Genomic DNA, 25,444 nt, shown 5'->3' on the forward strand with positions numbered 1-25,444 from the left:
AAATTCACTCATCATACCAGAGGCTGGCAGAGGCAGATAGCGCAGCGAGGCGAGAAAAAAGGGATCGCCGTTTTATTTTTATCATTTAAAAAACATCCCCTGCGCTCCTCCACCGGCCTCATTTGCGTATACTTAGGACGTAATTATGTGACGGGCAAGGAAATCTGTTGTGGAAATGTCTTATCGTCGCGCCCTGTGGCGCAATTTTTTAGGCCAGTCTCCCGACTGGTACAAACTGACCCTGGTTGTCTTCCTGGTTCTTAACCCGCTTATCTTCATCATCAGCCCATTCGCCGCAGGCTGGCTGCTGGTGGCGGAGTTTATCTTCACCCTCGCGATGGCGCTGAAGTGTTATCCCCTGCTGCCGGGCGGCCTGCTGGCCTTCGAGGCGGTGGTTATCGGCATGACCAGCGCAGAACACGTGAAAGAGGAGCTGGCGGCGAACCTCGAAGTGCTCCTGCTGCTGATGTTTATGGTGGCCGGGATCTACTTTATGAAGCAGCTGCTGCTGTTTATCTTTACCCGCCTGCTGCTGAGCATCCCCTCAAAAACTATGCTGTCGCTGGCCTTCTGCCTTGCAGCCGCGTTCCTGTCGGCCTTCCTCGATGCTCTGACCGTGGTCGCGGTGGTGATCAGCGTCGCCGTCGGCTTTTACGGGATTTATCACCGGGTGGCTTCGTCCCAGCCGGAAGCCGGCATGCAGGATGACAGCCACGTTGACGTCCATCAGCGCGACGTGCTGGAGCAGTTTCGCGCATTTCTGCGCAGCCTGATGATGCACGCGGGCGTGGGCACGGCCCTGGGCGGCGTGATGACCATGGTTGGCGAACCGCAGAACCTGATCATCGCCAAAGCCGCGGGCTGGAATTTTGTTGAATTTTTCCTGCGCGTGGCGCCGGTCAGCGTGCCGGTGCTGGTGTGTGGCCTGTTCACCTGCTGGCTGGTGGAGAAGTGTAAATGGTTTGGTTACGGCACCCTGCTGCCGACCCAGGTGCGCGACGTGCTGCGCCGCTTCGACGACGAGAGCCGCAGCCAGCGGACCCGTCAGCAGCGGCTGGCGCTGATTTTCCAGGGCATCATTGGCGTCTGGCTGATTATTGCCCTGGCGTTTCATCTGGCGGAAGTGGGGCTGATTGGTCTGTCGGTGATTATTCTGGCCACCACCTTTAGCGGCGTGACGGATGAACACGCCATCGGCAAAGCCTTTACCGAAGCGCTGCCTTTTACCGCGCTGCTGGCGGTCTTTTTCGCGGTGGTGGCGGTAATTGTCGATCAGCATCTGTTTGCGCCGATTATTCACTTCGTACTGCAGGCTGAACCCGACGCCCAGCTGTCGCTGTTCTATCTGTTTAACGGCCTGCTGTCGGCCATCTCCGATAACGTGTTTGTCGGCTCGGTCTATATCAACGAAGCGAAAGCGGCAATGGAGAGCGGCGTGATCAATCGCGAGCAGTTTGAGATGCTGGCGGTGGCGATCAACACCGGCACCAACCTGCCTTCGGTGGCTACGCCAAACGGTCAGGCGGCCTTCCTGTTCTTACTGACCTCCACCCTCGCCCCGCTTATCCGCCTCTCTTATGGCCGGATGGTATGGATGGCGCTGCCTTATACCCTGGTATTAACCGCGGTCGGTTTGTTATGCGTCAAAATTACCCTCATTCCTTTTACCCAATGGATGCTGCAGGCGGGTATACTGGCGACGCATTAAGTCAGTCAGCCGGGCGATAATTCGCCCGGTTGCGCTTGTGCATGATAAATATCCGATTACGTTATATTTTGCGCGCTGAGGCTGGCGCGCAAATTGTTTTCGTTTACACTGCGCTTTCTATACCTGTTCCAGGGAAATGATTATGTTGAAATTTTTGAACCAGTGCTCGCGCGGACGCGGGGCGTGGTTGCTGTTGGCCCTGACCGCCTTCGTGTTAGAAATGGTGGCATTGTGGTTCCAGCACGTGATGATGCTGAAGCCATGCGTGCTGTGTATCTACGAACGCTGCGCGCTGTTTGGCGTGATGGGCGCGGGTCTGGTGGGCGCTATCGCCCCGAAAAGCCCGCTGCGCTATGGCGCCATCGCCCTCTGGCTCTACAGTGCCGGCAAAGGCCTGCAGCTCGCCTGGGAGCACACCATGATCCAGCTGCACCCCTCCCCGTTCCAGACCTGTGATTTTGCCGCCAGCTTCCCGAGCTGGCTGCCGCTGGACAAGTGGCTGCCGCAGGTGTTCGTGGCTACCGGTGACTGCGCCGTACGTCAGTGGGAATTCCTGACCCTCGAGATGCCGCAGTGGCTGGTGGGGATTTTTGCCGCCTACCTGGTCGTGGCGCTGCTGGTGCTGATTGCACAGCCGTTTAAACCAAAAAAACGCGATTTGTTTGGTAGGTAAAAGCAAAACGGCAACCCTGGGGGTTGCCGTTTTTAATGTTTGCGCCCTCTCCCCGTGGGAGAGGGTTGGGGTGAGGGCATCAGGCCGCACTAATAAAAAAACCCGCCGAGGCGGGTTTTTTATTATGCGCGGTTTGGGTGATTCAATATGTGGTCTTCCCAGTCCCGCACCTCTGACTCTTTCACCGCGATATGACGCACGGAGATCCGCTCGCCGTGCATCGCCGCTTTCGAGCCGGTCAGGAGGGGGTGCCACTTCGGCAAATCTTTACCCTCCGCCAGCAGACGGTAGGCGCAGGTCGGCGGCAGCCATTCAAAGGTCGGAAGGTTGTCGCGGGTCAGCTTGATGCAGTCCGGCTCCAGCTCGAAACGACGCTCGTAGTTGCGGCACTGGCAGGTTTTGATGTTCAGCTGATTACAGGCGACGTTGGTGAAATAGATTTCGTCCGAGTCTTCATCCATCAGCTTGTGCAGGCAGCACTGCCCGCAGCCGTCGCACAGCGATTCCCACTCGGCGTCGGTCATGTTGTCGAGAGTTTTGCTTTGCCAGAAAGGGATTTCGCTCATAAGGATGTCCACACGTAAAAAGAAAGCGCACCTTATAACCAGTCTGGCATCTTGATGCAAGTTTTGCCGCCCTTTTAAGGCGGCAAGCGGGGATTACAGCACGCGGGTTTTCAGTGACAGGCCGTTGACGGAGAGCTCCAGCTCATCGCCACCGTTCAGCGGGCCTACCCCTTCCGGGGTGCCGGTGAGGATCACATCGCCCGGTTTCAGGGTGAAGTAACGGCTCATATAGGCAATCAGCGGCACAATTTTGTGGATCATGTCGGAGGTAGAGCCCTGCTGACGCACTTCGCCGTTAATTTTCAGGCTCAGGGTAGTGTTCTGCGGGTCGTCCTGGAATTCCGACACCGGTACGAAGCCGGAGATTGGACAGGAGTTATCAAAACCTTTGGCTTTCTCCCACGGCTGACCCGCTTTTTTCATTTTGCCCTGCACCTCGCGCAGGGTCAGATCCAGCGCCACACCATAACCGGCAATCGCTTTCTGCACATGATCTTCAGAAGCCTGGCGCAGCGTAGCGCCAATCAGCACCGCCAGTTCCACTTCGTGGTGAACCGAACCCAGCCCCTGCGGGATCGCCAGCGGCTGGCGAATATCACAGAGGGCGGTTTCCGGTTTAATAAACAGCACCGGCTCGTCCGGAACCGCACTGCCCATTTCCTGAATATGCTTCGCGTAATTACTGCCGACGCAGACGACTTTGCTTACCGGATAATCCAGCAAGGCGCCTTGCCAGTTATGATGCTGATACATAATGAGCCCCTAAAGGTTAATGTAACGCTGACAGATAATTCTTAAACTATTTTTTTCCCTGCGCCTCAAGATGCTGTTTAAGTAAATTCTCTTGCGGCGGAGGGAGTTGTAAATAATAGCCCTGTTCGGCTAACGCGCTTTTCACTTTTTCCAGATCGGCGTTCTTCAACTGCTTGCGCCCGTCGAGCGGCATCAGCATCACCATTTGCGGCTTTCCGAAGGTCTTCATCAGTGCCTCAGGCACGCGGGAAAAATCGTCCTTTTTTTCGACATAGAGATAGGTCTGGTCGCGTTGGGTACTTCTGTAGATCACACAAAACATATATTTACTCAGAATTAACGGGGAGGGTGACTTGCCTCAATATAGTTGTGACTATAACATGCCTGATACTCTTCGGAATATCACGACGCACACGCCGTGGTAAAAAGCAAATTGAGTAAGGCCAGGATGTCAAACACGCCAATCGAGCTTAAAGGCAGTAGCTTCACCTTATCAGTGGTTCATTTGCATGAAGCAAAACCCGAGGTTATTCGTCAGGCGTTAGAAGACAAAATCGCCCAGGCGCCCGCATTTCTTAAACATGCGCCCGTCGTCATTAACGTAAGCGACCTCGAAGCGCCGATTAACTGGCAGCAGTTGCAGCAGGCAGTGTTAGCCACCGGCCTGCGGATTGTTGGCATCAGCGGCTGCAAAGATGCCGCACTGAAAGCCGAAATTGACGAGGCAGGTCTTCCGCTGCTCACCGAAGGCAAAGATAAAGCCCCACGCGCCGAGCCCCCTGCCCCGCCTGAACTCCCTGTTACACCCGTCACAAAAACGCGCTTGATCGATCTGCCGGTACGTTCCGGTCAGCGTATTTATGCGCCAAACTGTGACCTTATTGTAACTAACCACGTCAGCGCTGGCGCAGAGCTTATCGCCGATGGCAATATTCATATCTATGGCTCCATGCGGGGTCGCGCACTGGCGGGTGCCAGCGGCGATCGCGATGCGCAAATTTTTTGTACCCATCTGGAGGCGGAGCTGGTCTCCATCGCAGGTGTTTACTGGCTGAGCGATAACATCCCGGCCGAATTTTCTGGTAAAGCCGCTCGTCTGCGTCTGGCAGACAACGCTTTGACCGTTCAACCGTTGAATTGATCCCTTTTTAACAAGGAATTTCTATGGCACGCATTATTGTTGTTACTTCGGGTAAAGGAGGCGTTGGCAAGACCACCTCCAGCGCGGCCATCGCTACTGGTTTGGCCCAGAAGGGAAAGAAAACTGTCGTTATCGACTTCGATATCGGCCTGCGTAACCTCGACCTGATTATGGGTTGCGAGCGCCGCGTGGTGTACGATTTCGTGAACGTGATTCAGGGTGATGCCACGCTGAATCAGGCAATGATCAAAGATAAGCGTACCGACAACCTCTATATTCTCCCCGCTTCCCAGACGCGCGACAAAGACGCGCTGACCCGCGAAGGCGTGGAAAAGGTGCTCGATGAGCTGAAAAAAATGGACTTCGATTTCGTGGTCTGTGATTCACCTGCGGGCATCGAAACCGGTGCGCTGATGGCGCTCTACTTCGCCGATGAAGCGATCATCACCACCAACCCGGAAGTCTCTTCCGTGCGCGACTCCGACCGTATTCTGGGCATCCTTGCTTCAAAATCCCGTCGCGCAGAGAATGGCGAAGAGCCGATTAAAGAGCACCTGCTGCTGACCCGTTATAATCCGGGTCGCGTCAATAAAGGTGATATGCTGAGTATGGAAGACGTGCTGGAGATCCTGCGCATCAAACTGGTTGGCGTTATCCCGGAAGATCAATCCGTGCTGCGCGCCTCTAACCAGGGTGAACCGGTTATCCTCGACGCTAACGCAGACGCCGGTAAAGCGTATGCGGACACGGTAGATCGTCTGCTCGGAGAAGAACGTCCTTTCCGCTTCATAGAAGAAGAGAAGAAAGGTTTCCTCAAACGCCTGTTCGGAGGATAAGTTATGGCATTACTGGACTTTTTTCTCTCGCGGAAAAAAAGCACCGCCAACATCGCAAAAGAACGACTGCAGATCATCGTCGCGGAACGCCGCCGCAGCGATGCAGAACCGCATTACCTGCCGCAACTGCGCAAAGACATCCTGGAAGTGATTTGTAAGTATGTGCAGATCGACCCGGAGATGGTGACCGTACAGCTGGAGCAAAAGGACGGGGATATCTCGATTCTGGAGCTCAACGTGACCCTGCCGGAAGCGGAAGAGTCGCGTTCATAACGGCGTTGCCGGGCGGTGCGATGCTTGCCCGGCCTACATTTGTAGCCCGGCAAGCGCAGCGCCGCCGGGGAATTCACCCTTTACTGCGGATACTCTTCCAGCAGCGCATTCAGGCGTTCTGCCATTAACTCCCCGCGCCATCCGGCAATCAGTTCCGGCGTGCCGTTTTGCGGTTTCAGCTTCCAGTGCGCGTTCAGCAGCTGGTTAATCTGACGGCGTGAAGCCAGCAGCTCGGCGCTGACTTTGCTCTCGGTTGCCACTTCCTGGACCAGAGCTTTAATTGCCTTAAAGGCTTTGCGATAGCCCGGCATATCCATCAGGTTCAACAGTGGCTCCGGCAGCGCCTCTTCCGGCAACTCCTGAGCTTTCGCCACCAGCGCCAGCAGGGTTTTACCGTGGAAACGGATCTCCGAACCCGAAAGTCCGATGCTGTCCAGTTCCCCCAGGCTGCCCGGCATGTAACGCGCCACGGCCCATAGATGCTCCTCACGCACCACAAAGTTCACCGCCAGATCGCGCTCGCGGGCCTTACGCAGACGCCAGTCGGCCAGCAGCTGCAGGCAGGCCAGCTGGCGGGTACGCAGCTGCCAGGCGTTGCTGATATCGCGCCAGGCCTCTTTCGGATCGGTGACTTCCTTACGACGCAGCTGCGTCATCCGGCACTCGTTCAGGGCCGCAGGCAGCCAGCCGGAGGCTTCGGCCTCTTTCATCAGCTGACCGGCAATCGGCAGGAGATAGAACACATCCGCCGCCGCGTAGTCGAGCTGACGTTCGGTCAGCGGGCGCGCCAGCCAGTCGGTGCGGGATTCGCTCTTGTCGATAGCAAGGCCGGTATACTCCTCCACCATGGCGGCAAAGCCCCACGACAGCGGACGCCCGGCAAAGGCGGCGAGGATCTGGGTATCGATCAGCGGCTCCGGCATGATGCCGAAGGTGTTGAGGAAAACTTCCAGATCTTCACTCCCGGCGTGCAGATATTTGGTGATGGCGGTATCCAGCAGCAGCTCGCGCATCGGCGTCCAGTCGGTGATCCCCAGCGGGTCGATAAGCGATACCTTTTTGCCGTCATACAGCTGGATCAGGCCCAGCTGCGGATAATAGGTGCGGGTACGAACAAACTCGGTATCCAGCGCAATGGCGTCTGCATCGCGGGTAACATCGCACAGCGAAGCCAGTTCGTCGTTGGTGGTGATCATCTGGTAGTTCAAATCATATTCTCTTTGGTTTGCGCCCATAAAAAAACGCTGGCCAGGCCAGCGTTTCTGGGTGACTAACACGAAGCTCAGCCTTTATTGTCCACTTTGGCGCGCGCTTCGTCACGTAATTCTCGTCGTAATATCTTCCCGACGTTCGATTTTGGCAGTTCGTCGCGAAACTCCACCAGCTTCGGCACTTTATACCCGGTGAGCTGGCGACGGCAGAAGGTGATCAGCGCGTCTTCGCTCAGGGCAGGATCTTTTTTCACCACAAAGATTTTAACCGTTTCACCGCTGCTGCCCGCCGGAACCCCGACCGCAGCCACTTCCAGCACGCCGTTGTGCTGCATGACCACGTCTTCGATCTCGTTCGGATAGACGTTGAAACCGGAGACCAGGATCATGTCTTTCTTACGATCGACGATGCGCAGGAAGCCTTCGTCATCCATCACCGCGATATCCCCGGTGTGCAGCCAGCCGTCCTTGATGATTTCATCGGTGGCGTCCGGACGCTGCCAGTAACCCAGCATCACCTGCGGGCCTCGCACGCAGAGCTCGCCCGGCTCGCCATGCGGCACTTCGTTATCGTCGTCATCCACCAGTTTGGCTTCGGTGGAGGGCACCGGCAGGCCGATGCTGCCGCTGTGATAGTCGATATCGTGCGGGTTAACGCTCACCAGCGGGGCGCATTCGGTCAGGCCATAGCCCTCCAGCAGATACTGGCCGGTCAGTTTCACCCAGCGCTCGGCCACCGCCTGCTGTACCGGCATCCCGCCCCCCGCAGACAGATGCAGGGTGGAGAAATCGAGCTGCTGGAACTCTTTATTATTGAGAAGCGCGTTAAACAGGGTGTTTACCCCGGTCATGGCGGTGAACGGATATTTCGCCAGCTCTTTGACCAGGCCCGGAATATCGCGCGGGTTGGTGATCAGCACGTTCTGCCCGCCGAGCTCAATAAACAGCAGGCAGTTCATGGTCAACGCGAAGATGTGATAGAGCGGCAGCGCGGTGATCACCAGCTCTTTGCCGCGATGCAGCAGCGGCCCGTAGGTGGCATTCACCTGCTCGAGGTTCGCCAGCATGTTGCGGTGGGTGAGCATCGCCCCTTTCGCCACGCCGGTGGTGCCGCCCGTATACTGCAGGAACGCCAGATCCTGGGAGACGATTTCGGGCTTAACGTACTGCATCCGGTAGCCCTGGTGCAGTGCACGGCGGAAAGAGATGGCATCCGGCAGGTGGTATTTCGGCACCAGCCGTTTGACGTACTTGACGACGAAGTTAACCAGCGTCCCCTTGGCGGTGGAGAGCTGGTCGCCCATTCGCGTCAGAATGACGTGTTTGACCTGGGTTTTATCAACCACTTTTTCCAGCGTGTGGGCGAAGTTGGAGACAATCACAATCGCCGAGGCGCCGCTGTCGTTCAGCTGATGTTCCAGCTCGCGCGGAGTATAAAGCGGGTTGACGTTAACCACGATCATCCCGGCGCGCAGAATGCCGAACAGCGCCACCGGATACTGCAGCAGGTTCGGCATCATCAGCGCCACGCGATCGCCCTTCTGCAGGCCTAACCCCTCCTGCAGATAGGCCGCAAAGGCCCGGCTGCGCTCTTCCAGCTTACGGAAGGTCATCACTTCGCCCATGTTCACAAACGCAGGCTGATCGGCGTAACGTGTTACGGAGTTTTCAAACAGTTCAACCAGGGATTGATAACGGTCAGGGTTTATCTCTGCGGGAACATCCGCAGGATATCGGTTAAGCCAAACCTTCTTCACTACATCACCTCTGAAAAGCGTGTTCGTCGTCATCACAACCCCGGTTAATAAACAAGTCGTTAACATAATATTAACTCAGCGTACCAGTTTATTAATTGCCCGGATTTAAGGTTGCGAAGCGCGTCACTATTTATTTTTCTTATTACCGTGTAAAAAACGAAACAGCGGACGGGCCGCTGTTTCTTATTCAATAATAACAGTCACTTACTCTGTTACTATCGTCCGGACCTGTGCAGGGCCGGGGCCATAACCTGGCCAGCCGCCGTAGCCGTATCCATAGCCATAACGCCATGGATGGGGTCCCCAGTACCAGGGATCCGGTGGCGGCATCATCACCTGCTGCTGTACCCGCCAGCGTTTATAGCCGTTGACCTGCATGGTCATAAATTTATAGGGGGTGTTGCCGACTTTGCCCTGCTCTGCGCCGGTAATCGGTCCTACTACGGTGATCAGCTGCCCACGGAAATCCACCGGATCGAGGAAGCCGTTAACATCGGCATAGATCCGGCCCCGTGAGGCTTCACCCAGAACCGGACGCGCGCCGCTGTCCAGGGGCACGGTGGCAATCTCCAGACGGGTTTTGCCCTGCTGGTTGATGACCTCCACCACTTTGCCGCCGAAACGCGACTCCTGGCCCACGTAGAGTTCCGGGGCGTTCATCACCCGGACCAGATCCTGCTGCGGCGTCGGGCTGCTGCCCTGGATCGCATCAGGCACTGAAACACATCCTGTTAATGCCAGGGCCAGCGCCCCGACGGTCAGCAGACGAACTACATATTTTTGAACCGCCATGATGCGACTCCTTTTTCTCAGGCTCTTATACTGAGATTCACTCCCGGCCCGGAAGTTTCTTCCACGCTACGGTGTTTCGTAAATAAACCGGCTCGGCTTTCTCGACCGCCACGGTTTTACCTGCCGCCAGCATCTGACAGGCAATAGGGAGCATATCTTCAGCCGCCGGCAGCAGCACGTTGCCGTCGACCAGGGTCAGACCGCTGTCGTTCGCCATATCCGGCCACGCCGGCCAGCCGGTGCCGACCGTCGCCCATTCACCGGAAAGCTGCTTCATGCGCTCGCCTGCCGCTTGCGGCGTAAGCACGGCTTCGCTCTCTTCACCGTGCCAGACGCCCTGCTCGTCGCGGGTATATTCCGCCCAGTAGACTTCGCCCATGCGGGCATCGATGGCCGCCAGCACGCGGGTCGCGCCGGTATTGCGCCATGCGCCCTGGGCCATGGTCGCCAGGGTCGAAACGCCGATCATCGGCAGTTCGGCACCCAGCGCCAGCCCCTGGGCAATGCCGATGCCAATGCGCACGCCGGTAAAGCTACCCGGGCCGCGGCCATAGGCCAGCGCGTCGAGATCGGTAAGGGAGGTATTGCCCTCGGTGAGGATCATCTTCACCAGGGGCAGGATCCGTTGGGTGTGTTCCCGGGGGCACTCTTCGAAATGCGCACAGGTCGTGCCGTCATTCCACAGGGCAACAGAGCAGGCCTCTGTCGCGGTATCGATAGCCAGAATTCGCATGTGTTGTCGCGCTCTCGCAGTGGTCAGTCACAAAAAGGCGCGCATTTTAGCACACCCATCAATAAATTACTGCGCCTGCGGCGCGGCAAGGAAACGCACCGCGCGATCGATATCCCGGGTGCGCGGTGCCGGAGGCAGGCTGGCAATAAAGGTGGCGCCGTAAGGGCGCATCACCAGGCGGTTATCGCAGATCACCAGTACCCCGCGATCGTCCACGTCGCGGATCAGACGCCCTACCCCCTGCTTGAGGGTAATCACCGCATCGGGAAGCTGTACCTCATCAAAGGGATCGCCCCCGCGCAGGCGGCAGTCTTCCATGCGCGCCTTCAGCAGCGGATCGTCCGGGGAGGTAAAGGGCAGTTTGTCGATGATCACCAGCGACAGCGCGTCGCCGCGCACGTCCACCCCTTCCCAGAAGCTGCTGGTCGCCACCAGCAGGGCATTGCCCGCGGTGACAAACTGCTGCAGCAGCTGGCCTTTACTGGTTTCACCCTGCAGCAGCACCGGCAGGGTCATGGTGGCGCGGAACTGCTCCGCCAGGTCACGCATCATCGCGTGGGAGGTGCAGAGCATAAAGCAGCGGCCATTGTTGGCCTCAATCATCGGCTTGAGCATCGCCGCCAGATGACGGGCGGCGCCGGGCTGATTGGGCAGCGGCAGGTTGCGCGGCACGCAAAGCAGCGCCTGGGTAGCGTAATCAAACGGGCTCGGCAGCAGCAGGGATTTGGCCTGCTCAATCCCCAGGCGTTCGGTGAAGTGGTGCAGATCGTCATTTACCGACAGCGTGGCGGAGGTGAAGATCCAGCTGCCCGGTTTTTGCACCATTACCTCTTTAAACTTATCGGCCACGGTGAGCGGCGTCAGGGCGAGGGTGAAGTGGCGCGAGTTGCATTCGTACCAGTAGCTGTAGCCCGGCTGGTTAAACTCTTTCAGCCGTTTCAGGCGCGCGCGGTAGAGCGTGGCGCGTTCAAAAGCGGCATCGAGCAGCGCAGAGCGGCCGAGGGACAGCTTCGCCACGTCGTAGCAGAGCTCCAGGGCGTCATCGAGCAGCAGCAGCGCGCGCTGAATATGCTGATCGGCCAGCAGTTCGCGCAGATTGCCACGAAAGCCCGGATCCCCCAGCTGCATGCGGAAATCCTGGGTGCTTTGCGCCAGGCGGTCGGCACACTTCTGCAACTGCTGGGTATCTTTCAGTTCGGTGCGGTAGGCGATGGTGAAATCTTTCGCCAGATCCAGCAGCTGGCGGCTGGAGAGCGACTGGCCAAAATACTGGCTGGCAATGTCGGGGAGCTGATGGGCTTCGTCGAAAATCAGCACTTCCGCTTCGGGGATCAGTTCGCCAAAACCGCTCTCTTTCACCACCATATCCGCCAGGAACAGGTGATGGTTGACCACCACCACGTCGGCATCCATCGCCGTTTTACGCGCTTTCACCACAAAGCAGTCTTTGTAGAGTGGGCAGTCGCTGCCCAGACAGTTATCGTTGGTGCTGGTGACCAGCGGCCAGGCGGGCGAGTCTTCGGCCACGCTGGCGCAGGTGCTGATATCGCCATCCAGAGTCTGGTTGGCCCAGCTGCGCAGGATGATGACGTCGCTGAGGGTCTGCACCGGCAGATCGCCACCCGCCAGCGCCTGCTGTTCGAGCCGCTCAAGGCAGAGATAGTTGGAGCGCCCTTTCAGCAGGGCCAGACGGCCTTTGTACTTGAGGGCTTTGGCGACGGTGGGCAGATCGCGGCTATAAAGCTGATCCTGCAGCGCTTTCGAACCGGTGGAGATGATCACCTTTTTTTTAGCCCGCAGCGCCGGTGCGAGATAGGCGTAAGTTTTACCGGTGCCTGTACCCGCCTCGACCACCAGCGGCTGAGCGCTGTCGATGGCATCGGCGACCGCGTGCGCCATCTGGCGCTGCGGCTCGCGCGGCTTAAAGCCTGGAATTGCCTTTGCTAACTGTCCGTCTGCTGCGAAATCGTCTGCCACTCTGCCCCCTGTATTTTTGCACAGGGGATTATGTCAGGCCGCTGCCCCTCGCGCCAGTCGATAGTGACGCAGGCAAAACAATATGGCAGTCTTGCCCGCGAAACTCACAATAACGAGGAAACGTGTATGACAATTGTGCGCATTGATGCCGAAGCCCGCTGGTCAGATGTGGTGATCCACAATCAGACCCTGTACTACACCGGCGTGCCGGCGAACCTGGATGCCGACGCTTACGAGCAGACGGCCAATACCCTGGCGCAGATTGACGCGGTGCTGGAGAAACAGGGCAGCGACAAATCCCGCATTCTGGATGCGACCATTTTCCTTGCCAGTAAAGAGGATTTTGCGGCGATGAACAAAGCCTGGGATGAGTGGGTCGTGGCAGGTCACGCGCCTGTACGCTGCACGGTACAGGCGACGCTGATGAAGCCGCAGTATAAGGTTGAGATTAAGATTATCGCTGCGGTGTAAGAGGGGTTACTCCTCTTCGTCATCCTCAAAACGCGCCACGATCCGCTCGCCGGTATGGGTGGCGCGAAGCTCTTCAGCCACCTGGGAAATCGCCTGTCCGCTGCTCATCCCCTGGGACATCAGCTCCTGAATGCGCTCGACGGCCTTTTGCTGCTGCTCGTGGCTCAGTGAAGGTAAACCTGCAAACATCGTCAACTCCTGCTAAATTATCAGCGCTAATTATTTCACGCTGCCCGGTAGTCTACCACCCATGAACTCGTTATCCCCCACTGTTTTGACATTACCCTGGCGTCCTGACGCCGCAGAATTCTGGTTTGCCCCCCTGAGCCATCTGCCGTGGGCAATGCTGCTGCACTCGGGTCATGCGGATCACCCTTACAGCCGCTTTGATATTCTGGTGGCCGACCCGCGCACCACCCTGGTCACACAGGGCACAGAAACCCTGTTCAACGGCGTGTCCTCGGATGCCTGTCCGCTGAGCCTGCTCCAGCAGGCCATTGACGATATGCACCTACCCTGCACGCCAGACCCGGATCTGCCCTTCCAGGGCGGCGCGCTGGGGTTGTTTGGCTACGATCTGGGCCGCCGCTTCGAGCAGCTGCCGGACATAGCCGAGCGCGATATCGACCTGGCGGACATGGCGGTGGGCCTGTACGACTGGGCGGTCGTGGTCGATCACCACAAACAGCGGGTGTCGCTGGTGTGTCATGGCGATGTTGCAGCGCGTCTGGCCTGGCTGGAAGCACAGCGAACGCCTGCGAACCTGTCCGCGTTCCGGCTGACCTCCGCCTGGCAGGCCAATATGACCGCAGCGGAGTACAACGACAAATTTGACCGCGTGCAGGCCTTCCTGCACAGCGGGGACTGCTATCAGGTGAACCTGGCCCAGCGTTTCCAGGCGCATTACGAGGGCGATGAGTGGCAGGCATTTACCCGGTTGAACGCCAACAACCGCGCCCCGTTCAGCGCCTTTTTGCGCCTCGACGAGGGTGCCGTTCTGAGCCTCTCCCCGGAGCGTTTTATTCACCTGGCGGAAGGGACGATCCAGACTCGCCCGATTAAAGGCACGCTGCCGCGACTGGCGGATGCCGGGGCCGATCGCCAGCAGGCTGAGAAACTCGCCGCCTCGCCGAAGGACAGAGCGGAAAACCTGATGATCGTCGACCTGATGCGCAATGACATTGGCCGGGTGGCGGAGCCGGGAAGCGTGCGGGTGCCGGAGCTGTTCGTGGTGGAGCCCTTCCCTGCCGTACATCATCTGGTGAGCACCATTACCGCCCGCCTGCCGTCGACCAGGACGGCGTGCGATCTTCTGCGCGCCGCCTTCCCCGGCGGGTCGATCACCGGCGCGCCAAAAGTGCGGGCGATGGAAATTATCGACGAGCTGGAGCCCCATCGCCGTAACGCCTGGTGCGGCAGCATCGGCTATATCAGCCTGTGCGGCGGCATGGATACCAGCATCACCATTCGCACCCTGACGGCAGTGGCCGGACAGATTTACTGTTCCGCAGGCGGCGGGATCGTGGCGGACAGCCAGGCCGCGGCGGAGTATCAGGAAACCTTTGATAAAGTGAATCGTATTCTGCAACAACTGGAGAGTTAACTGGTGGATACCCACGACCTGACCCTGGACAATTTTTTATCGCGTTTTCAGCTTTTGCGCCCGCAGGTGAATAAAACCGCGCTGAACCAGCGTCAGGCGGCGGTACTGATCCCGGTGGTACGCCGGGCGCAGCCGGGCCTGCTGCTGACCCGCCGCTCTGCCCGGTTGCGTAAACACGCCGGTCAGGTGGCGTTTCCCGGCGGGGCGGTAGACAGCACCGATGCCTCGTTAATTGCCGCCGCCCTGCGCGAGGCCGAGGAAGAGGTGGCAATCCCGCCGCACAAGGTCGAGGTGATTGGCGTCCTACCGCCGGTGGACAGCGTGACCGGTTTTCAGGTGACGCCGGTGGTGGGCATTATTCCGCCGGATCTGCACTATCACGCCAGCGTCGACGAAGTGGAGTCGGTCTTTGAAATGCCGCTGGCGGAAGCCCTGCGTCTGGGCCGTTATCATCCGCTGGATATTCAACGTCGTGGTCACGATCACCGGGTGTGGCTCTCCTGGTATCAGCATTATTTTGTCTGGGGCATGACGGCGGGAATTATTCGTGAGCTGGCGCTACAGATCGGCCTGAAACCTTGACTATACTTTACATTCGCCCTTTTTTTGCGCCTTTGAGATCTTCCTCCCGCTATTAGTTTATCCGGCGTTAACCATTAGTTTAATTCATGTGAATAGTTGAGCTGACGACAGGGTTCCCTCTTACACTATGCGAAGTTATTACATCGTTACTGGAAACCCGGTAACCCTGTCAGGAGTGTTAAAGTGATTAGTATATTCGACATGTTCAAAGTGGGGATTGGTCCCTCTTCTTCCCACACTGTAGGGCCGATGAAGGCCGGTAAACAGTTCGTCGATGACCTGGTCGAAAAAGGATTACTGGATAGCGTTACCCGCGTGGCCGTCGACGTTTACGGTTCACTGTCGCTCACGGGTAAAGGCCACCACACCGATATCGCCATTATTATGGGTCTGGCCGGGAATATGCCGGACACCGTAGATATTGACGCCATTCCGGCGTTTATCCGCGACGTGGAAACGCGCGGTCGTCTGCTGCTGGCGAATGGCCGGCAGGAAGTGGATTTCCCCCAGGACGACGGCATGCGTTTTCGCAGCGACAACCTCTCGTTGCATGAAAACGGGATGCAGATCCACGCCTTCAGCGGCGAGAAAGTGGTCTACAGCAAAACCTATTACTCCATCGGCGGCGGCTTTATCGTCGACGAAGAGCATTTCGGCCAGGACGTAACGGGCGATGTGAAGGTGCCTTACCCGTTCAAATCGGCAACTGAGATGCTGAATTACTGCAAAGAGACCGGCCTGTCCCTCTCAGGCATGGTGATGCAGAACGAGCTGGCGCTGCACAGCAAGAAAGAGATTGAAGACTATTTCGCCAACGTCTGGCAGACCATGCGCGCCTGTATCGATCGCGGCATCAACACCGAAGGCGTGCTGCCGGGTCCGCTGCGCGTGCCGCGTCGCGCCTCTGCCCTGCGCCGCATGCTGGTCACAACGGACAAATACTCCAACGATCCGATGAACGTGATCGACTGGGTTAACATGTTTGCCCTGGCGGTGAACGAAGAGAACGCCGCCGGTGGCCGCGTGGTGACTGCCCCGACGAACGGCGCCTGCGGGATCGTTCCGGCGGTGCTGGCCTACTACGATCACTTTATCGAATCGGTGAGCCCGGATATTTATATACGCTACTTCCTCGCCGCGGGCGCGGTCGGTGCGCTGTATAAGATGAACGCCTCTATTTCCGGCGCTGAAGTCGGCTGTCAGGGTGAAGTCGGCGTGGCATGTTCCATGGCGGCGGCCGGTCTGGCTGAGCTGCTGGGCGCCAGCCCGGAGCAGGTTTGCGTGGCCGCAGAGATCGGCATGGAACACAACCTCGGTCTGACCTGCGACCCGGTCGCTGGCCAGGTTCAGGTGCCGTGCATCGAGCGTAACGCCATTGCCTCGGTGAAAGCGATCAACGCCTCGCGCATGGCGATGCGCCGCACCAGCGAACCGCGCGTCTCGCTGGATAAGGTCATCGAAACCATGTACGAAACCGGTAAAGACATGAACGCCAAATACCGCGAAACCTCCCGCGGCGGCCTGGCCATTAAGGTGCAGTGCGACTAAGCCTCTGAAAGCGCTTCTGCGACTTTCGTCTCTCATGCTTTTTTCGCCCATCTGATACGGATGGGCGAATTTCATCGACTTTTCTCGTTACCTGAAATAATGCCTACTACAATAGCCAGGTTGCCACGGGCACTCACGCCAGTGGCTCTTCGGGTGGCCGTGGCATGCAAACAGCTCACAGGATAATTAAAAATTATCGCCGCAAACGGATAATCGTCTGCCTTGTGCTGTCACTCTCTACCCTCGTTTGCACGCTAATTATTGGCTTCATTTCGCAGCGCAATGTAAACCAGCAGTCCACCGTTGCCTTTGTATCCCACGCTGTCGACACCCTGGACAAGATCCTGCAGCCGCTGGAAACCGGGCGCGACGTGGTGCAACCCCTGATTGGCCTGCCCTGCGTGGAGGTCAATTTTTTACTGCGCAAACAGGCCGCGACTCTGCAAACCGTCCGCTCGATCGGCCTGATTAAGGACGGCGTGCTTTACTGCTCAAGCATGTTCGGCAATCGCGATCTTCCCATCAGCCAGTTCCAGCCCCAGCTCCCCTCTTCCCAGCCTTTACTGCTGCTTACCGCCGATCAGCCGTTTTTGCAGGGTAATCCGGTGCTGATCCAGTGGTATCCGCTGCCCGGCAAAAGTGAAGACGGGGTGATTGAGATTGTGAATATCGAGCTTATCGCCAGGCTGCTGCTGGAGCCCCAACTACCAATAATCAGTGACGTTAATCTTACCGTGGGCGATAAGCATCTGAATCATGAGCGCCAGCTCACGGATTCGCTGGTATTCGGCGATGACGACAACATCTACCAGCAGGCCTCAACTAACTTTCCTTTCACCATCACCGTTAACGGCCCGGGGCTCACCGCGCTGGCGCTTAAAACGCTGCCGTCACAGCTGCCGCTGGCGGTGATCTTCAGCATGCTGGTGGGGTATATCGCCTGGCTTGCCACCGCCAGTCGCATGAGCTTTACCCGGGAGATCAACTTTGGTCTGGCGTCCGGTGAGTTTGAGCTTTTCTGCCAGCCGCTGATCGATGCGAAAAAACAGGATTGCATCGGCGTGGAAATTCTTCTGCGCTGGAACAATCCGCGCCAGGGGTGGATCGCCCCGGATATCTTTATCCCGCTGGCGGAGGAGCATAACCTGATTGTGCCCCTCACCCGCTACGTACTCATCGAAACCGTCCGGCATCTGGCGATGTTCCCAACCGCACCGGGCTTTCATATTGGGATCAACGTGGCCGCCAGCCATTTTCGCGGCGGCGAGCTCCTTCACGACCTGAACCGCGTCTGGTTCAGCGCCGAGCCCGCGCAGCAGTTGGTCATTGAATTAACCGAGCGCGATACGCTGATGGAGATGGATTTCAACATGGTGGAGGAGCTGCATCAGAAAGGGGTGAAGCTGGCGATTGACGATTTTGGTACCGGCAGCAGTTCGCTCTCGTGGCTGGAGAAGCTCAATCCCGAGGTGCTGAAAATTGATAAATCCTTTACGGCCGCCATCGGCACTGACGCCGTCAACTCGACGGTGACGGACATTATTATTGCCCTGGCTCAGCGTCTGGATATTGAACTGGTGGCTGAAGGGGTGGAAACCAGCGATCAGGCGAGTCATCTGCGCCTGCACGGCGTGAATATACTGCAGGGGTTCTTGTACGCGCGGCCCATGCCGCTGCGGGATTTCCCGCAATGGCTGGCGGAGAGTTCACCTCCGCCAGCCTCTCACAACGGCGATATGATGCCGTCGATATCCTGATTACTCTTCTTCGTCGTGGGCGGACTGCTCTTTAACAATGCGCACCAGGTCAACGCGGTAATCATTGGCGGTCACGATCGTTATCTTCAGCGGCGGTAATTCCAGTACATCACCCATACGCGGGATCTGACCGTTTACAGCAATCACCAGGCCGGCAACCGTCGCGATATCTTCATCATGGTTGGTGAGGTGTTCCAGCCCCAGGGTATGCTGCAGCGCGTGCAGATCCGTGGTGCCTTTCACCAGCCAGCCATCGTTATCGTTGATGATTTCCGGCGTTTCGTCGGCATCCGGGAACTCACCGGCGATGGCTTCCAGCACGTCAAGCGGGGTTACAAGACCCTGCACCACGCCAAACTCGTTGGTGACGATAACAAAGCTGCCGCGGGCACGGCGCAGCACGCCAAGTAGGTTGATCGGGTCGAGCGTTTCCGGTACCACGATAGCAGGCGACGCGGCGGCAATGGCTTCAACGTTTGCACCCTCTTCCAGCGCCACCAGCATCTCCTTCGCACGCACCACGCCGATAATCTCATCCAGTTCACCGCGACACACCGGGAACAGGCTGTGCGGGGAGGAGAGCAGCTGCTGGCGGATTTCCGACACGCTCAGGCTGGCATCAACCCAGCTGATTTCACCGCGCGGAGTCATAATGCCGCGCAGGGAGCGCGAGGCCAGCGACAGCACGCCGTTGATCATATAGCGCTCTTCTTCAACGAAGGCACCTTCCGGCACCGGCACAGGGACATGGTTTTCGCTGTCCTGCTGCGCTTTGGCTTCGCGGCGGCCACCCATCAGACGCAGAATCGCATCAGCGGTACGGGCACGCAGCGGCTGGTTCGACTGCTGGCGAATAAAGTTGCGACGGGCAATCTGGTTAAACATCTCTATAATGATGGAGAAACCAATTGCGGCGTACAGATAGCCTTTCGGAATATGGAAGCCGAAACCTTCTGCAACCAGGCTCAGACCAATCATCAACAGGAAGCTCAGACAGAGCACCACGACGGTCGGATGCTGGTTGACGAATCGAGTCAATGGTTTCGAGGCGAGCAGCATCACCGCCATCGCAATGATCACAGCAGCCATCATCACCGGCAGGTGGTTAACCATACCGACGGCGGTAATCACCGCGTCGAGGGAGAAGACGGCGTCCAGCACCACGATTTGCAGTACCACCACCCAGAAGCTGGCGTAGCCTTTGCCGTGTCCATCATCATGCTGGCGGTTTTCCAGCCGTTCATGGAGTTCGGTTGTGGCCTTGAACAACAGGAATATACCCCCCAGCAGCATGATCAGGTCACGCCCTGAGAAGGTGAAGTCGAAAGCGGTGAACAGAGGTTGCGTAAGCGTAACCATCCACGAGATCACCGACAGCAGCGCAAGACGCATAATCAGCGCCAGCGACAGACCGATTAAACGTGCTTTATCACGTTGTTTAGGCGGAAGTTTATCCGCAAGGATAGCGATAAACACCAGGTTATCGATGCCGAGAACGATCTCAAGCACCACCAGCGTGAGCAATCCTACCCAGATTTGCGGGTCCATTAAGAATTCCATGACAAGCTCCTGCTAAAGGAATGGCAAAACGGCGCCGCGAAAGATGCGGGCGAAGCGGTAAAAGACGTAAACAGTGAGTGGCGCGAATCGCCGATTAGGCTGGCCAGAGCTGGCCGGGTGTGTGACTGGCGTCGGTGACGGTCCATACAGTGGGCTGCTGCCCAATACTCCTGACAATTAAACGGATGGTAAACATATCAGAGACCTGTGCTTTTTGGCAAAGATTTACTTTCCTTTGCAAACAGATGTTTCAGGGCTTTTTTTGATCACAGAAATATCTCATCTGCTTAGGCTAAATTACGGATCTTCATCACATAAATTATTTTTTCGATGTCTAAAATAAATCGCGTAAGAATTAGTTAATTGAACTCTAACCCTTATCTGAATCGATTCGTTCTTTCGAAGATGATCTCTAATGCTCTTCTCACCCGGGGGCGTTAACGATAATAAAAGGAGGTAGCAAGTGACTATTGCTATTGTTATAGGCACACATGGTTGGGCTGCAGAGCAGTTACTTAAAACCGCAGAAATGCTTTTAGGCGAACAGGAAAACGTCGGCTGGATCGATTTCGTTCCCGGTGAAAACGCCGAGACACTGATAGAGAAGTATACCGCTCAGCTGGCAAAGCTGGACACCAGCAGCGGCGTGCTGTTCCTTGTTGACACATGGGGCGGCAGTCCGTTCAACGCCGCAAGCCGCATTGTGGTTGATAAAGAGCTGCATGAAGTCGTGGCCGGGGTCAACATCCCGATGCTGGTTGAGACGCTGATGGCCCGTGACGACAACCCGAGCTTTGACGAGCTGGTTGCGCTGGCCGTCGAAACCGGTCGCGAAGGCGTGAAAGCGCTGAAAGCGAAACCGGTTGAAAAAGCCGCTCCTGTCGCTGCCGCCGCCCCTGCTGCCGTCGCGAAAACCGCCACCCCGCTTAAGCCAATGGGCCCCAATGATTATATGCAGATTGGCCTCGCGCGTATCGACGACCGTTTGATCCATGGTCAGGTCGCCACCCGCTGGACCAAAGAGACCAACGTGCAGCGCATCATTGTCGTCAGCGATGAAGTCGCCGCCGATACGGTTCGCAAAACCCTCCTTACTCAGGTCGCTCCGCCGGGCGTAACCGCCCACGTGGTGGACGTCGCCAAAATGATCCGCGTTTACAACAACCCGAAATATGCGGGTGAGCGCGTGATGCTGCTGTTTACCAACCCAACCGACGTCGAACGTATTGTTGAAGAAGGGGTGAAGATCACCTCCGTTAACATCGGTGGTATGGCTTACCGTCAGGGCAAAACGCAGGTGAACAATGCCGTGTCGGTGGACGAGAAAGACATTGAAGCGTTCAAAAAACTCAACGATCGCGGGATTGAGCTTGAAGTGCGTAAAGTCTCTACCGACCAGAAACTGAAAATGATGGATCTGATCAGCAAAGTGGCGAAATAAGCCGGAGCTGGTTGACAAATTTCACACTTAAGTCTGTTTAAGCTATAGGAGAAGTACAATGGAGATTACCACTCTTCAGATTGTGCTGGTGTTCATCGTCGCGTGTATAGCGGGTATGGAATCCGTACTAGATGAATTTCAGTTTCACCGTCCGCTGGTCGCCTGTACGTTAATCGGCGCCGTTCTCGGCGATATGAAAACCGGTATCATCATCGGTGGTACCCTGGAAATGATCGCCCTCGGCTGGATGAACATCGGTGCGGCTGTAGCGCCCGATGCGGCTCTCGCCTCCATCATCTCTACCGTGCTGGTTATCGCCGGCCACCAGAACATCGGTGCCGGTATTGCGCTGGCTATCCCACTGGCAGCAGCAGGCCAGGTACTGACCATCATCGTGCGTACTATCACCGTCGCTTTCCAGCATGCGGCAGATAAGGCGGCGGAAAATGGCAACCTGACGGCACTGTCTTGGATCCACGTTTCGTCCCTGTTCCTGCAGGCCATGCGTATCGCTATCCCGGCGGTCATCGTGGCAATCTCCGTCGGCACCAGCGAAGTTCAGGGCATGCTGAACGCCATTCCAGAAGTGGTCACCAGCGGTCTGAACATTGCAGGCGGCATGATCGTGGTCGTTGGTTATGCGATGGTCATCAACATGATGCGCGCAGGCTACCTGATGCCGTTCTTCTACCTCGGCTTTGTTACTGCGGCCTTCACCAACTTCAACCTGGTAGCACTGGGCGTGATTGGTGCGGTAATGGCTATCCTCTACATCCAGCTCAGCCCGAAATATAACCGCGTAGCCGGTACAGCGCAGGTTGCTGGTAATAACGATCTCGATAACGAACTGGACTAGCAGGTGAGCGAAATGGTTGATATGACTAAAACTACCCCTCAGAAAAAACTGACTCCGGGTGATATTCGTGGCGTGTTCATCCGTTCAAACCTGTTCCAGGGTTCATGGAACTTCGAACGTATGCAGGCGCTGGGCTTCTGCTTCTCCATGGTGCCGGCAATCAAACGTCTGTATCCGGAGAATAACGAAGCGCGTCGTCAGGCGATTAAGCGTCACCTGGAATTCTTCAACACCCATCCTTACGTTGCGGCGCCGGTTCTGGGCGTAACGCTTGCGATGGAAGAGCAGCGTGCCAACGGCGCAGAGATTGACGATGGTGCCATCAACGGTATCAAAGTGGGTCTGATGGGGCCGCTGGCAGGCGTGGGTGACCCAATCTTCTGGGGTACCGTGCGTCCGGTCTTCGCTGCACTCGGTGCCGGTATCGCCATGAGCGGTAGCCTGCTCGGGCCTCTGCTGTTCTTTATCCTGTTCAACGTGGTGCGCCTGGCCACCCGCTACTACGGCGTGGCGTACGGCTACCGTAAGGGCGTGGATATCGTTCAGGATATGGGCGGCGGCTTCCTGCAGAAACTGACTGAGGGGGCGTCAATCCTCGGCCTGTTTGTCATGGGGGCGCTGGTGAACAAGTGGACGCACGTGAATATCCCGCTGGTGGTATCAACCATCACCGGCCAGGATGGCCAGACCCGTGTGACCACCGTGCAAACCATCCTGGACCAGCTGATGCCGGGCCTGGTGCCGCTGCTGCTGACCTTCGCCTGTATGTGGCTGCTGCGTAAGAAAGTGAACGCGCTGTGGATCATCGTCGGCTTCTTCGTTATCGGTATCGTTGGTTACGCGATCGGTCTGCTGGGTCTGTAAGTTTTAACTGAATACACCGGGGGCATGAAGGCCCCCGTTTTTTTTATCCGGAGGATGAATGACGATCACGGACATCGTACTGGTTGTTTTTATTGTTGCCCTTCTGGCGTATGCCATCTACGACGAATTGATCATGCCCCGCCGCAACGGCGCGACGCTACTCTCAATCCCCCTTCTGCGCCGCGGTCGCGTTGACGGCATCATCTTTACCGGCCTGCTGATGATCCTTATTTATAACAACGTGATGAGTCAGGGAGCATTACTGACCACATGGTTATTATGTGCCCTGGCATTAATGGGGTTTTATCTCTTCTGGATCCGGGCCCCGAAAATAATCTTCAAATCCACTGGATTCTTTTTCGCCAACGTCTGGATAGAATATAACCGCATTAAAGAGATGAATTTATCGGAAGATGGCGTGCTGGTAATGCAATTAGAGCAGCGACGCCTGCTTATCCGGGTACGGAATATTGACGATCTGGAGAACATATACAGATTACTTGTTAAAACTCAATGAGATAGAATAATAGCACTGGCTATATCTGGACAAATATTTAGCAATGCCATATAGCCATGGCTATATTATTTCACGAAATTCACGCCTTATTATTAACGTTATTTTCACAACAAAATCTAAATGAAAATCGTTATCAATAAGTAAACTGAATAATACATTCCTGTTGTTGTTTTATATTCTCAAAATATGTTAAGGTTGCGCCCGTCGTTGGGGAGTAGCCGATTTCCGGTTTGCCGGAAATGTGCGTGTCAACATACTCGTTGCAAAACGTGGCACGTACGGATTGTTTCTGCACTACGCAGAGGGGTCAGGCGAGACCATAGATGCATCTACTGCTGTTTACTGGGGGCAGTGATGTGTCATATGGATATTCCCGGTCTGGACGCATCTATGAACCTCTCTGCAACACTTCTTCTGGCCTTTGGCATGTCGATGGACGCGTTTGCCGCCTCCATGGGTAAAGGCGCCACGCTGCATAAACCTAAGTTCTCTGAAGCCCTGCGTACCGGTCTTATCTTTGGTGCTATCGAAACCCTGACTCCGCTGATTGGCTGGGGACTGGGGATGCTCGCCAGCCAGTTCGTGCTGGAGTGGAACCACTGGATCGCCTTTATCCTGCTGACCTTCCTCGGCGGACGTATGGTTATCGAAGGCATTCGTAATGATGTCGATGAAGAAGAGCCCATCCACCGTCACGGCTTCTGGCTGCTGGTGACCACGGCAATTGCCACCAGTCTGGATGCAATGGCCGTCGGCGTGGGGCTGGCGTTCCTGCAGGTGAACATTATTGCCACCGCGCTGGCGATTGGCTGCGCGACCTTTATCATGTCCACCCTCGGGATGATGATTGGCCGGTTTATCGGCCCGCTGTTAGGGAAACGCGCCGAGATCCTCGGCGGTATCGTGTTGATCGGTATTGGCGCACAGATTATGTGGAGCCACTTCGCCGGTTAACTGACTCGCTGCCAGCAGTGGAGACTGAAATCTGTCTGGCAGCTGAAATGTTCCTGTTTTGCCAGGGCTTCCCACACCTCCGGTTTTGCCCGCCACGCGAAAGGCGTCATCTGTAACAGCGCCACCGCCTCTTCTCCGCTCAACGACATGCCATAGCCCAGCGACTGCTCTTCTCTGAGCGCAAAACCCGTCAGCTGCTCCGAATGCGGCGCATGCAGCAGAACCTCGTCGTAAATCAACCCTTTCAGCTCCATCAGATGGCGCGGCCCTGGCGTAACGGTAATAACCCATCCGCCCTCTTTAACTACCCGCGCCAGCTCTTCACCCTTGCAGGGAGCGTAAATGCGAACGACCGCCTCCATGCTGTTCTCTTCAAACGGCAGACGGTGACTGGATGCCACGCAGAAAGTCACCTGCGAGTAGCGTTTTGCCGCGGCGCGGATAGCGGATTTCGAGACGTCCAGACCAAAGGTCGTTGCGCCCTTCTCCTGCGCGGTTTGTGCAAAAGCGGCCGTGTAGTAACCTTCGCCGCAGCCAATATCAAGTATCGACGTCGCGCCATCGGGCAATAACGCCGCCAGCTTTTCGGCGACCGCATCACGCAGGGGCTGATAGTGACCGGCATCAAGGAAGGCTCTGCGCGCCTGCATCATCTCTGCGCTGTCGCCCGGATCGCGCGACCGCTTATGCTGCACCGGCAGCAGATTGACGTAGCCCTCTTTCGCCATATCGAACCGGTGCCCCTGCGGGCAGGCGTAACTTTTATCCGTTTGCGCCAGCGGCGCGTGGCAAAGAGGACAGCAGAAGGTCATGGTAACTCCGGGCAATCATAAAGGGCGAAAGTGTACCGCTAATCGCCCCGCTATAAAAC

27 protein-coding genes are annotated in these 25,444 nt (G+C 56.9%); 15 read left to right on the plus strand and 12 right to left on the minus strand.

The features are described 5' to 3' along the window. The first annotated feature begins 169 nt into the window (after positions 1 to 169). Together nhaB and dsbB are read left to right on the plus strand one after the other, a co-directional pair. Positions 170 to 1,708, plus strand: a complete 1,539-nt coding sequence (nhaB, locus tag ACOYA6_RS09365) for a sodium/proton antiporter NhaB (RefSeq protein WP_039030770.1) — start codon at positions 170 to 172, stop codon at positions 1,706 to 1,708. Between the two features lie 142 nt (positions 1,709 to 1,850). Next, a complete protein-coding gene (gene dsbB / locus ACOYA6_RS09370; protein WP_039030771.1) occupies positions 1,851 to 2,381 on the plus strand; it encodes a disulfide bond formation protein DsbB in 531 nt (176 codons plus the stop codon). Between the two features lie 122 nt (positions 2,382 to 2,503). Here dsbB and ACOYA6_RS09375 read toward each other — a convergent pair whose 3' ends face one another. From ACOYA6_RS09375 to ACOYA6_RS09385, 3 genes are all read right to left on the minus strand, one after another. Next, positions 2,504 to 2,947, minus strand: coding sequence for a YcgN family cysteine cluster protein (locus ACOYA6_RS09375; protein ID WP_039030772.1), 444 nt, complete (start codon positions 2,945 to 2,947; stop codon positions 2,504 to 2,506). Positions 2,948 to 3,040: 93 nt separating this feature from the next. Next, positions 3,041 to 3,700 carry a fumarylacetoacetate hydrolase family protein gene (locus tag ACOYA6_RS09380; RefSeq protein ID WP_138369320.1) on the minus strand — a complete coding sequence of 220 codons (660 nt, stop codon included), beginning with the start codon at positions 3,698 to 3,700 and terminating at the stop codon, positions 3,041 to 3,043. 46 nt (positions 3,701 to 3,746) lie between these two features. Further along, the gene (locus ACOYA6_RS09385; protein ID WP_139565391.1) at positions 3,747 to 4,022 is read right to left on the minus strand and encodes a YcgL domain-containing protein; all 276 of its coding nucleotides are present in this window, start codon (positions 4,020 to 4,022) and stop codon (positions 3,747 to 3,749) included. 126 nt (positions 4,023 to 4,148) lie between these two features. Here ACOYA6_RS09385 and minC point away from each other — a divergent pair, with 126 nt between their 5' ends. The 3 genes from minC to minE are packed head-to-tail and all read left to right on the plus strand — an operon-like array spanning position 4,149 to position 5,950. Next, positions 4,149 to 4,841 carry a septum site-determining protein MinC gene (gene minC / locus ACOYA6_RS09390; protein WP_039030775.1) on the plus strand — a complete coding sequence of 231 codons (693 nt, stop codon included), beginning with the start codon at positions 4,149 to 4,151 and terminating at the stop codon, positions 4,839 to 4,841. 23 nt (positions 4,842 to 4,864) lie between these two features. Further along, entirely contained in the window at positions 4,865 to 5,677 is an 813-nt protein-coding gene (gene minD, locus ACOYA6_RS09395) for a septum site-determining protein MinD (RefSeq protein ID WP_032611473.1), read from the plus strand. Between the two features lie 3 nt (positions 5,678 to 5,680). After that, positions 5,681 to 5,950 (plus strand): cell division topological specificity factor MinE, encoded by a 270-nt coding sequence (minE, locus tag ACOYA6_RS09400; protein ID WP_032611475.1) that lies wholly within the window; start codon positions 5,681 to 5,683, stop codon positions 5,948 to 5,950. A gap of 80 nt (positions 5,951 to 6,030) precedes the next feature. On the opposite strand, the gene rnd is transcribed toward minE, so the two are convergent. From rnd to ACOYA6_RS09425, 5 genes are all read right to left on the minus strand, one after another. After that, positions 6,031 to 7,158: a ribonuclease D gene (rnd, locus tag ACOYA6_RS09405; RefSeq protein ID WP_138369322.1), complete on the minus strand. Its 1,128-nt coding sequence runs from the start codon at positions 7,156 to 7,158 to the stop codon at positions 6,031 to 6,033. Between the two features lie 74 nt (positions 7,159 to 7,232). Further along, positions 7,233 to 8,918, minus strand: a complete 1,686-nt coding sequence (gene fadD / locus ACOYA6_RS09410) for a long-chain-fatty-acid--CoA ligase FadD (protein WP_156126896.1) — start codon at positions 8,916 to 8,918, stop codon at positions 7,233 to 7,235. A 204-nt stretch (positions 8,919 to 9,122) separates the two neighbouring features. Then, a complete protein-coding gene (locus tag ACOYA6_RS09415; protein WP_039030777.1) occupies positions 9,123 to 9,710 on the minus strand; it encodes a Slp family lipoprotein in 588 nt (195 codons plus the stop codon). Between the two features lie 37 nt (positions 9,711 to 9,747). After that, positions 9,748 to 10,443, minus strand: a complete 696-nt coding sequence (gene tsaB, locus ACOYA6_RS09420) for a tRNA (adenosine(37)-N6)-threonylcarbamoyltransferase complex dimerization subunit type 1 TsaB (RefSeq protein ID WP_138369325.1) — start codon at positions 10,441 to 10,443, stop codon at positions 9,748 to 9,750. Positions 10,444 to 10,509: 66 nt separating this feature from the next. Continuing rightward, positions 10,510 to 12,420, minus strand: coding sequence for a DNA repair helicase YoaA (locus tag ACOYA6_RS09425; RefSeq protein ID WP_422654590.1), 1,911 nt, complete (start codon positions 12,418 to 12,420; stop codon positions 10,510 to 10,512). Positions 12,421 to 12,546: 126 nt separating this feature from the next. Between ACOYA6_RS09425 and ACOYA6_RS09430 the strand changes: the two genes are divergently transcribed. Continuing rightward, complete coding sequence (locus tag ACOYA6_RS09430) at positions 12,547 to 12,891, plus strand: RidA family protein (protein WP_039030780.1); 345 nt, start codon at positions 12,547 to 12,549, stop codon at positions 12,889 to 12,891. 6 nt (positions 12,892 to 12,897) lie between these two features. Here the strand turns inward: ACOYA6_RS09430 and ACOYA6_RS09435 are convergent, their stop codons facing one another. Then, positions 12,898 to 13,080 (minus strand): YoaH family protein, encoded by a 183-nt coding sequence (locus ACOYA6_RS09435; RefSeq protein ID WP_039030781.1) that lies wholly within the window; start codon positions 13,078 to 13,080, stop codon positions 12,898 to 12,900. Positions 13,081 to 13,141: 61 nt separating this feature from the next. Here ACOYA6_RS09435 and pabB point away from each other — a divergent pair, with 61 nt between their 5' ends. The 4 genes from pabB (at position 13,142) to ACOYA6_RS09455 (ending at position 18,381) form a co-directional block, all read left to right on the plus strand. Then, positions 13,142 to 14,494: an aminodeoxychorismate synthase component 1 gene (pabB, locus tag ACOYA6_RS09440; RefSeq protein ID WP_422654591.1), complete on the plus strand. Its 1,353-nt coding sequence runs from the start codon at positions 13,142 to 13,144 to the stop codon at positions 14,492 to 14,494. 3 nt (positions 14,495 to 14,497) lie between these two features. After that, the gene (locus tag ACOYA6_RS09445) at positions 14,498 to 15,076 is read left to right on the plus strand and encodes a CoA pyrophosphatase (RefSeq protein ID WP_138369327.1); all 579 of its coding nucleotides are present in this window, start codon (positions 14,498 to 14,500) and stop codon (positions 15,074 to 15,076) included. A gap of 183 nt (positions 15,077 to 15,259) precedes the next feature. After that, positions 15,260 to 16,624: an L-serine ammonia-lyase gene (gene sdaA, locus ACOYA6_RS09450; protein ID WP_039030784.1), complete on the plus strand. Its 1,365-nt coding sequence runs from the start codon at positions 15,260 to 15,262 to the stop codon at positions 16,622 to 16,624. Positions 16,625 to 16,788: 164 nt separating this feature from the next. After that, the gene (locus ACOYA6_RS09455; protein WP_422654592.1) at positions 16,789 to 18,381 is read left to right on the plus strand and encodes an EAL domain-containing protein; all 1,593 of its coding nucleotides are present in this window, start codon (positions 16,789 to 16,791) and stop codon (positions 18,379 to 18,381) included. Here ACOYA6_RS09455 and yoaE read toward each other — a convergent pair whose 3' ends face one another. Next, entirely contained in the window at positions 18,382 to 19,941 is a 1,560-nt protein-coding gene (yoaE, locus tag ACOYA6_RS09460) for a CNNM family cation transport protein YoaE (RefSeq protein WP_039030786.1), read from the minus strand. Continuing rightward, positions 19,929 to 20,087, minus strand: coding sequence for a protein YoaL (locus tag ACOYA6_RS09465; RefSeq protein WP_375540626.1), 159 nt, complete (start codon positions 20,085 to 20,087; stop codon positions 19,929 to 19,931). Before ACOYA6_RS09465 ends, yoaE begins: the two co-directional genes overlap by 13 nt. Before the next feature lie 317 nt (positions 20,088 to 20,404). On the opposite strand from ACOYA6_RS09465, the gene manX reads away from it, so the two are divergent. The 5 genes from manX (at position 20,405) to mntP (ending at position 24,573) form a co-directional block, all read left to right on the plus strand. Next, positions 20,405 to 21,382: a PTS mannose transporter subunit IIAB gene (gene manX, locus ACOYA6_RS09470; RefSeq protein WP_039030787.1), complete on the plus strand. Its 978-nt coding sequence runs from the start codon at positions 20,405 to 20,407 to the stop codon at positions 21,380 to 21,382. A 58-nt stretch (positions 21,383 to 21,440) separates the two neighbouring features. Next, positions 21,441 to 22,238 carry a PTS mannose/fructose/sorbose transporter subunit IIC gene (locus ACOYA6_RS09475; protein ID WP_039030788.1) on the plus strand — a complete coding sequence of 266 codons (798 nt, stop codon included), beginning with the start codon at positions 21,441 to 21,443 and terminating at the stop codon, positions 22,236 to 22,238. 12 nt (positions 22,239 to 22,250) lie between these two features. Then, a complete protein-coding gene (locus ACOYA6_RS09480; protein WP_039030789.1) occupies positions 22,251 to 23,102 on the plus strand; it encodes a PTS mannose transporter subunit IID in 852 nt (283 codons plus the stop codon). A 58-nt stretch (positions 23,103 to 23,160) separates the two neighbouring features. After that, the gene (locus tag ACOYA6_RS09485) at positions 23,161 to 23,619 is read left to right on the plus strand and encodes a DUF986 family protein (RefSeq protein ID WP_422654593.1); all 459 of its coding nucleotides are present in this window, start codon (positions 23,161 to 23,163) and stop codon (positions 23,617 to 23,619) included. A 390-nt stretch (positions 23,620 to 24,009) separates the two neighbouring features. Further along, entirely contained in the window at positions 24,010 to 24,573 is a 564-nt protein-coding gene (gene mntP / locus ACOYA6_RS09490; protein ID WP_138369404.1) for a manganese efflux pump MntP, read from the plus strand. Here mntP and rlmA read toward each other — a convergent pair. Next, on the minus strand, positions 24,570 to 25,385 hold the full coding sequence (gene rlmA, locus ACOYA6_RS09495) for a 23S rRNA (guanine(745)-N(1))-methyltransferase (protein ID WP_422654594.1): 816 nt from the start codon (positions 25,383 to 25,385) through the stop codon (positions 24,570 to 24,572). The two genes, mntP and rlmA, sit on opposite strands and share 4 nt — an antisense overlap. Between the last annotated feature and the right edge of the window lie 59 nt (positions 25,386 to 25,444).

Origin of the sequence: Leclercia barmai, assembly GCF_049312895.1 — a bacterium.
Lineage (GTDB): Bacteria > Pseudomonadota > Gammaproteobacteria > Enterobacterales > Enterobacteriaceae > Enterobacter > Enterobacter barmai.

Coding starts and splice junctions, on each gene's coding strand:
- minD (WP_032611473.1), top strand. CDS start 4,865: ATGGCACGCATTATTGTTGTTACTTCGGGTAAAGGAGGCGTTGGCAAG.
- minE (WP_032611475.1), top strand. CDS start 5,681: ATGGCATTACTGGACTTTTTTCTCTCGCGGAAAAAAAGCACCGCCAAC.
- minC (WP_039030775.1), top strand. CDS start 4,149: ATGTCAAACACGCCAATCGAGCTTAAAGGCAGTAGCTTCACCTTATCA.
- mntP (WP_138369404.1), top strand. CDS start 24,010: ATGAACCTCTCTGCAACACTTCTTCTGGCCTTTGGCATGTCGATGGAC.
- tsaB (WP_138369325.1), bottom strand. CDS start 10,443: ATGCGAATTCTGGCTATCGATACCGCGACAGAGGCCTGCTCTGTTGCC.
- yoaE (WP_039030786.1), bottom strand. CDS start 19,941: ATGGAATTCTTAATGGACCCGCAAATCTGGGTAGGATTGCTCACGCTG.
- ACOYA6_RS09415 (WP_039030777.1), bottom strand. CDS start 9,710: ATGGCGGTTCAAAAATATGTAGTTCGTCTGCTGACCGTCGGGGCGCTG.
- ACOYA6_RS09455 (WP_422654592.1), top strand. CDS start 16,789: ATGCAAACAGCTCACAGGATAATTAAAAATTATCGCCGCAAACGGATA.
- ACOYA6_RS09480 (WP_039030789.1), top strand. CDS start 22,251: ATGGTTGATATGACTAAAACTACCCCTCAGAAAAAACTGACTCCGGGT.
- ACOYA6_RS09385 (WP_139565391.1), bottom strand. CDS start 4,022: ATGTTTTGTGTGATCTACAGAAGTACCCAACGCGACCAGACCTATCTC.
- ACOYA6_RS09430 (WP_039030780.1), top strand. CDS start 12,547: ATGACAATTGTGCGCATTGATGCCGAAGCCCGCTGGTCAGATGTGGTG.
- ACOYA6_RS09435 (WP_039030781.1), bottom strand. CDS start 13,080: ATGTTTGCAGGTTTACCTTCACTGAGCCACGAGCAGCAGCAAAAGGCC.
- pabB (WP_422654591.1), top strand. CDS start 13,142: ATGAACTCGTTATCCCCCACTGTTTTGACATTACCCTGGCGTCCTGAC.
- ACOYA6_RS09375 (WP_039030772.1), bottom strand. CDS start 2,947: ATGAGCGAAATCCCTTTCTGGCAAAGCAAAACTCTCGACAACATGACC.
- ACOYA6_RS09475 (WP_039030788.1), top strand. CDS start 21,441: ATGGAGATTACCACTCTTCAGATTGTGCTGGTGTTCATCGTCGCGTGT.
- ACOYA6_RS09465 (WP_375540626.1), bottom strand. CDS start 20,087: ATGGACCGTCACCGACGCCAGTCACACACCCGGCCAGCTCTGGCCAGC.
- dsbB (WP_039030771.1), top strand. CDS start 1,851: ATGTTGAAATTTTTGAACCAGTGCTCGCGCGGACGCGGGGCGTGGTTG.
- rlmA (WP_422654594.1), bottom strand. CDS start 25,385: ATGACCTTCTGCTGTCCTCTTTGCCACGCGCCGCTGGCGCAAACGGAT.
- ACOYA6_RS09485 (WP_422654593.1), top strand. CDS start 23,161: ATGACGATCACGGACATCGTACTGGTTGTTTTTATTGTTGCCCTTCTG.
- ACOYA6_RS09380 (WP_138369320.1), bottom strand. CDS start 3,700: ATGTATCAGCATCATAACTGGCAAGGCGCCTTGCTGGATTATCCGGTA.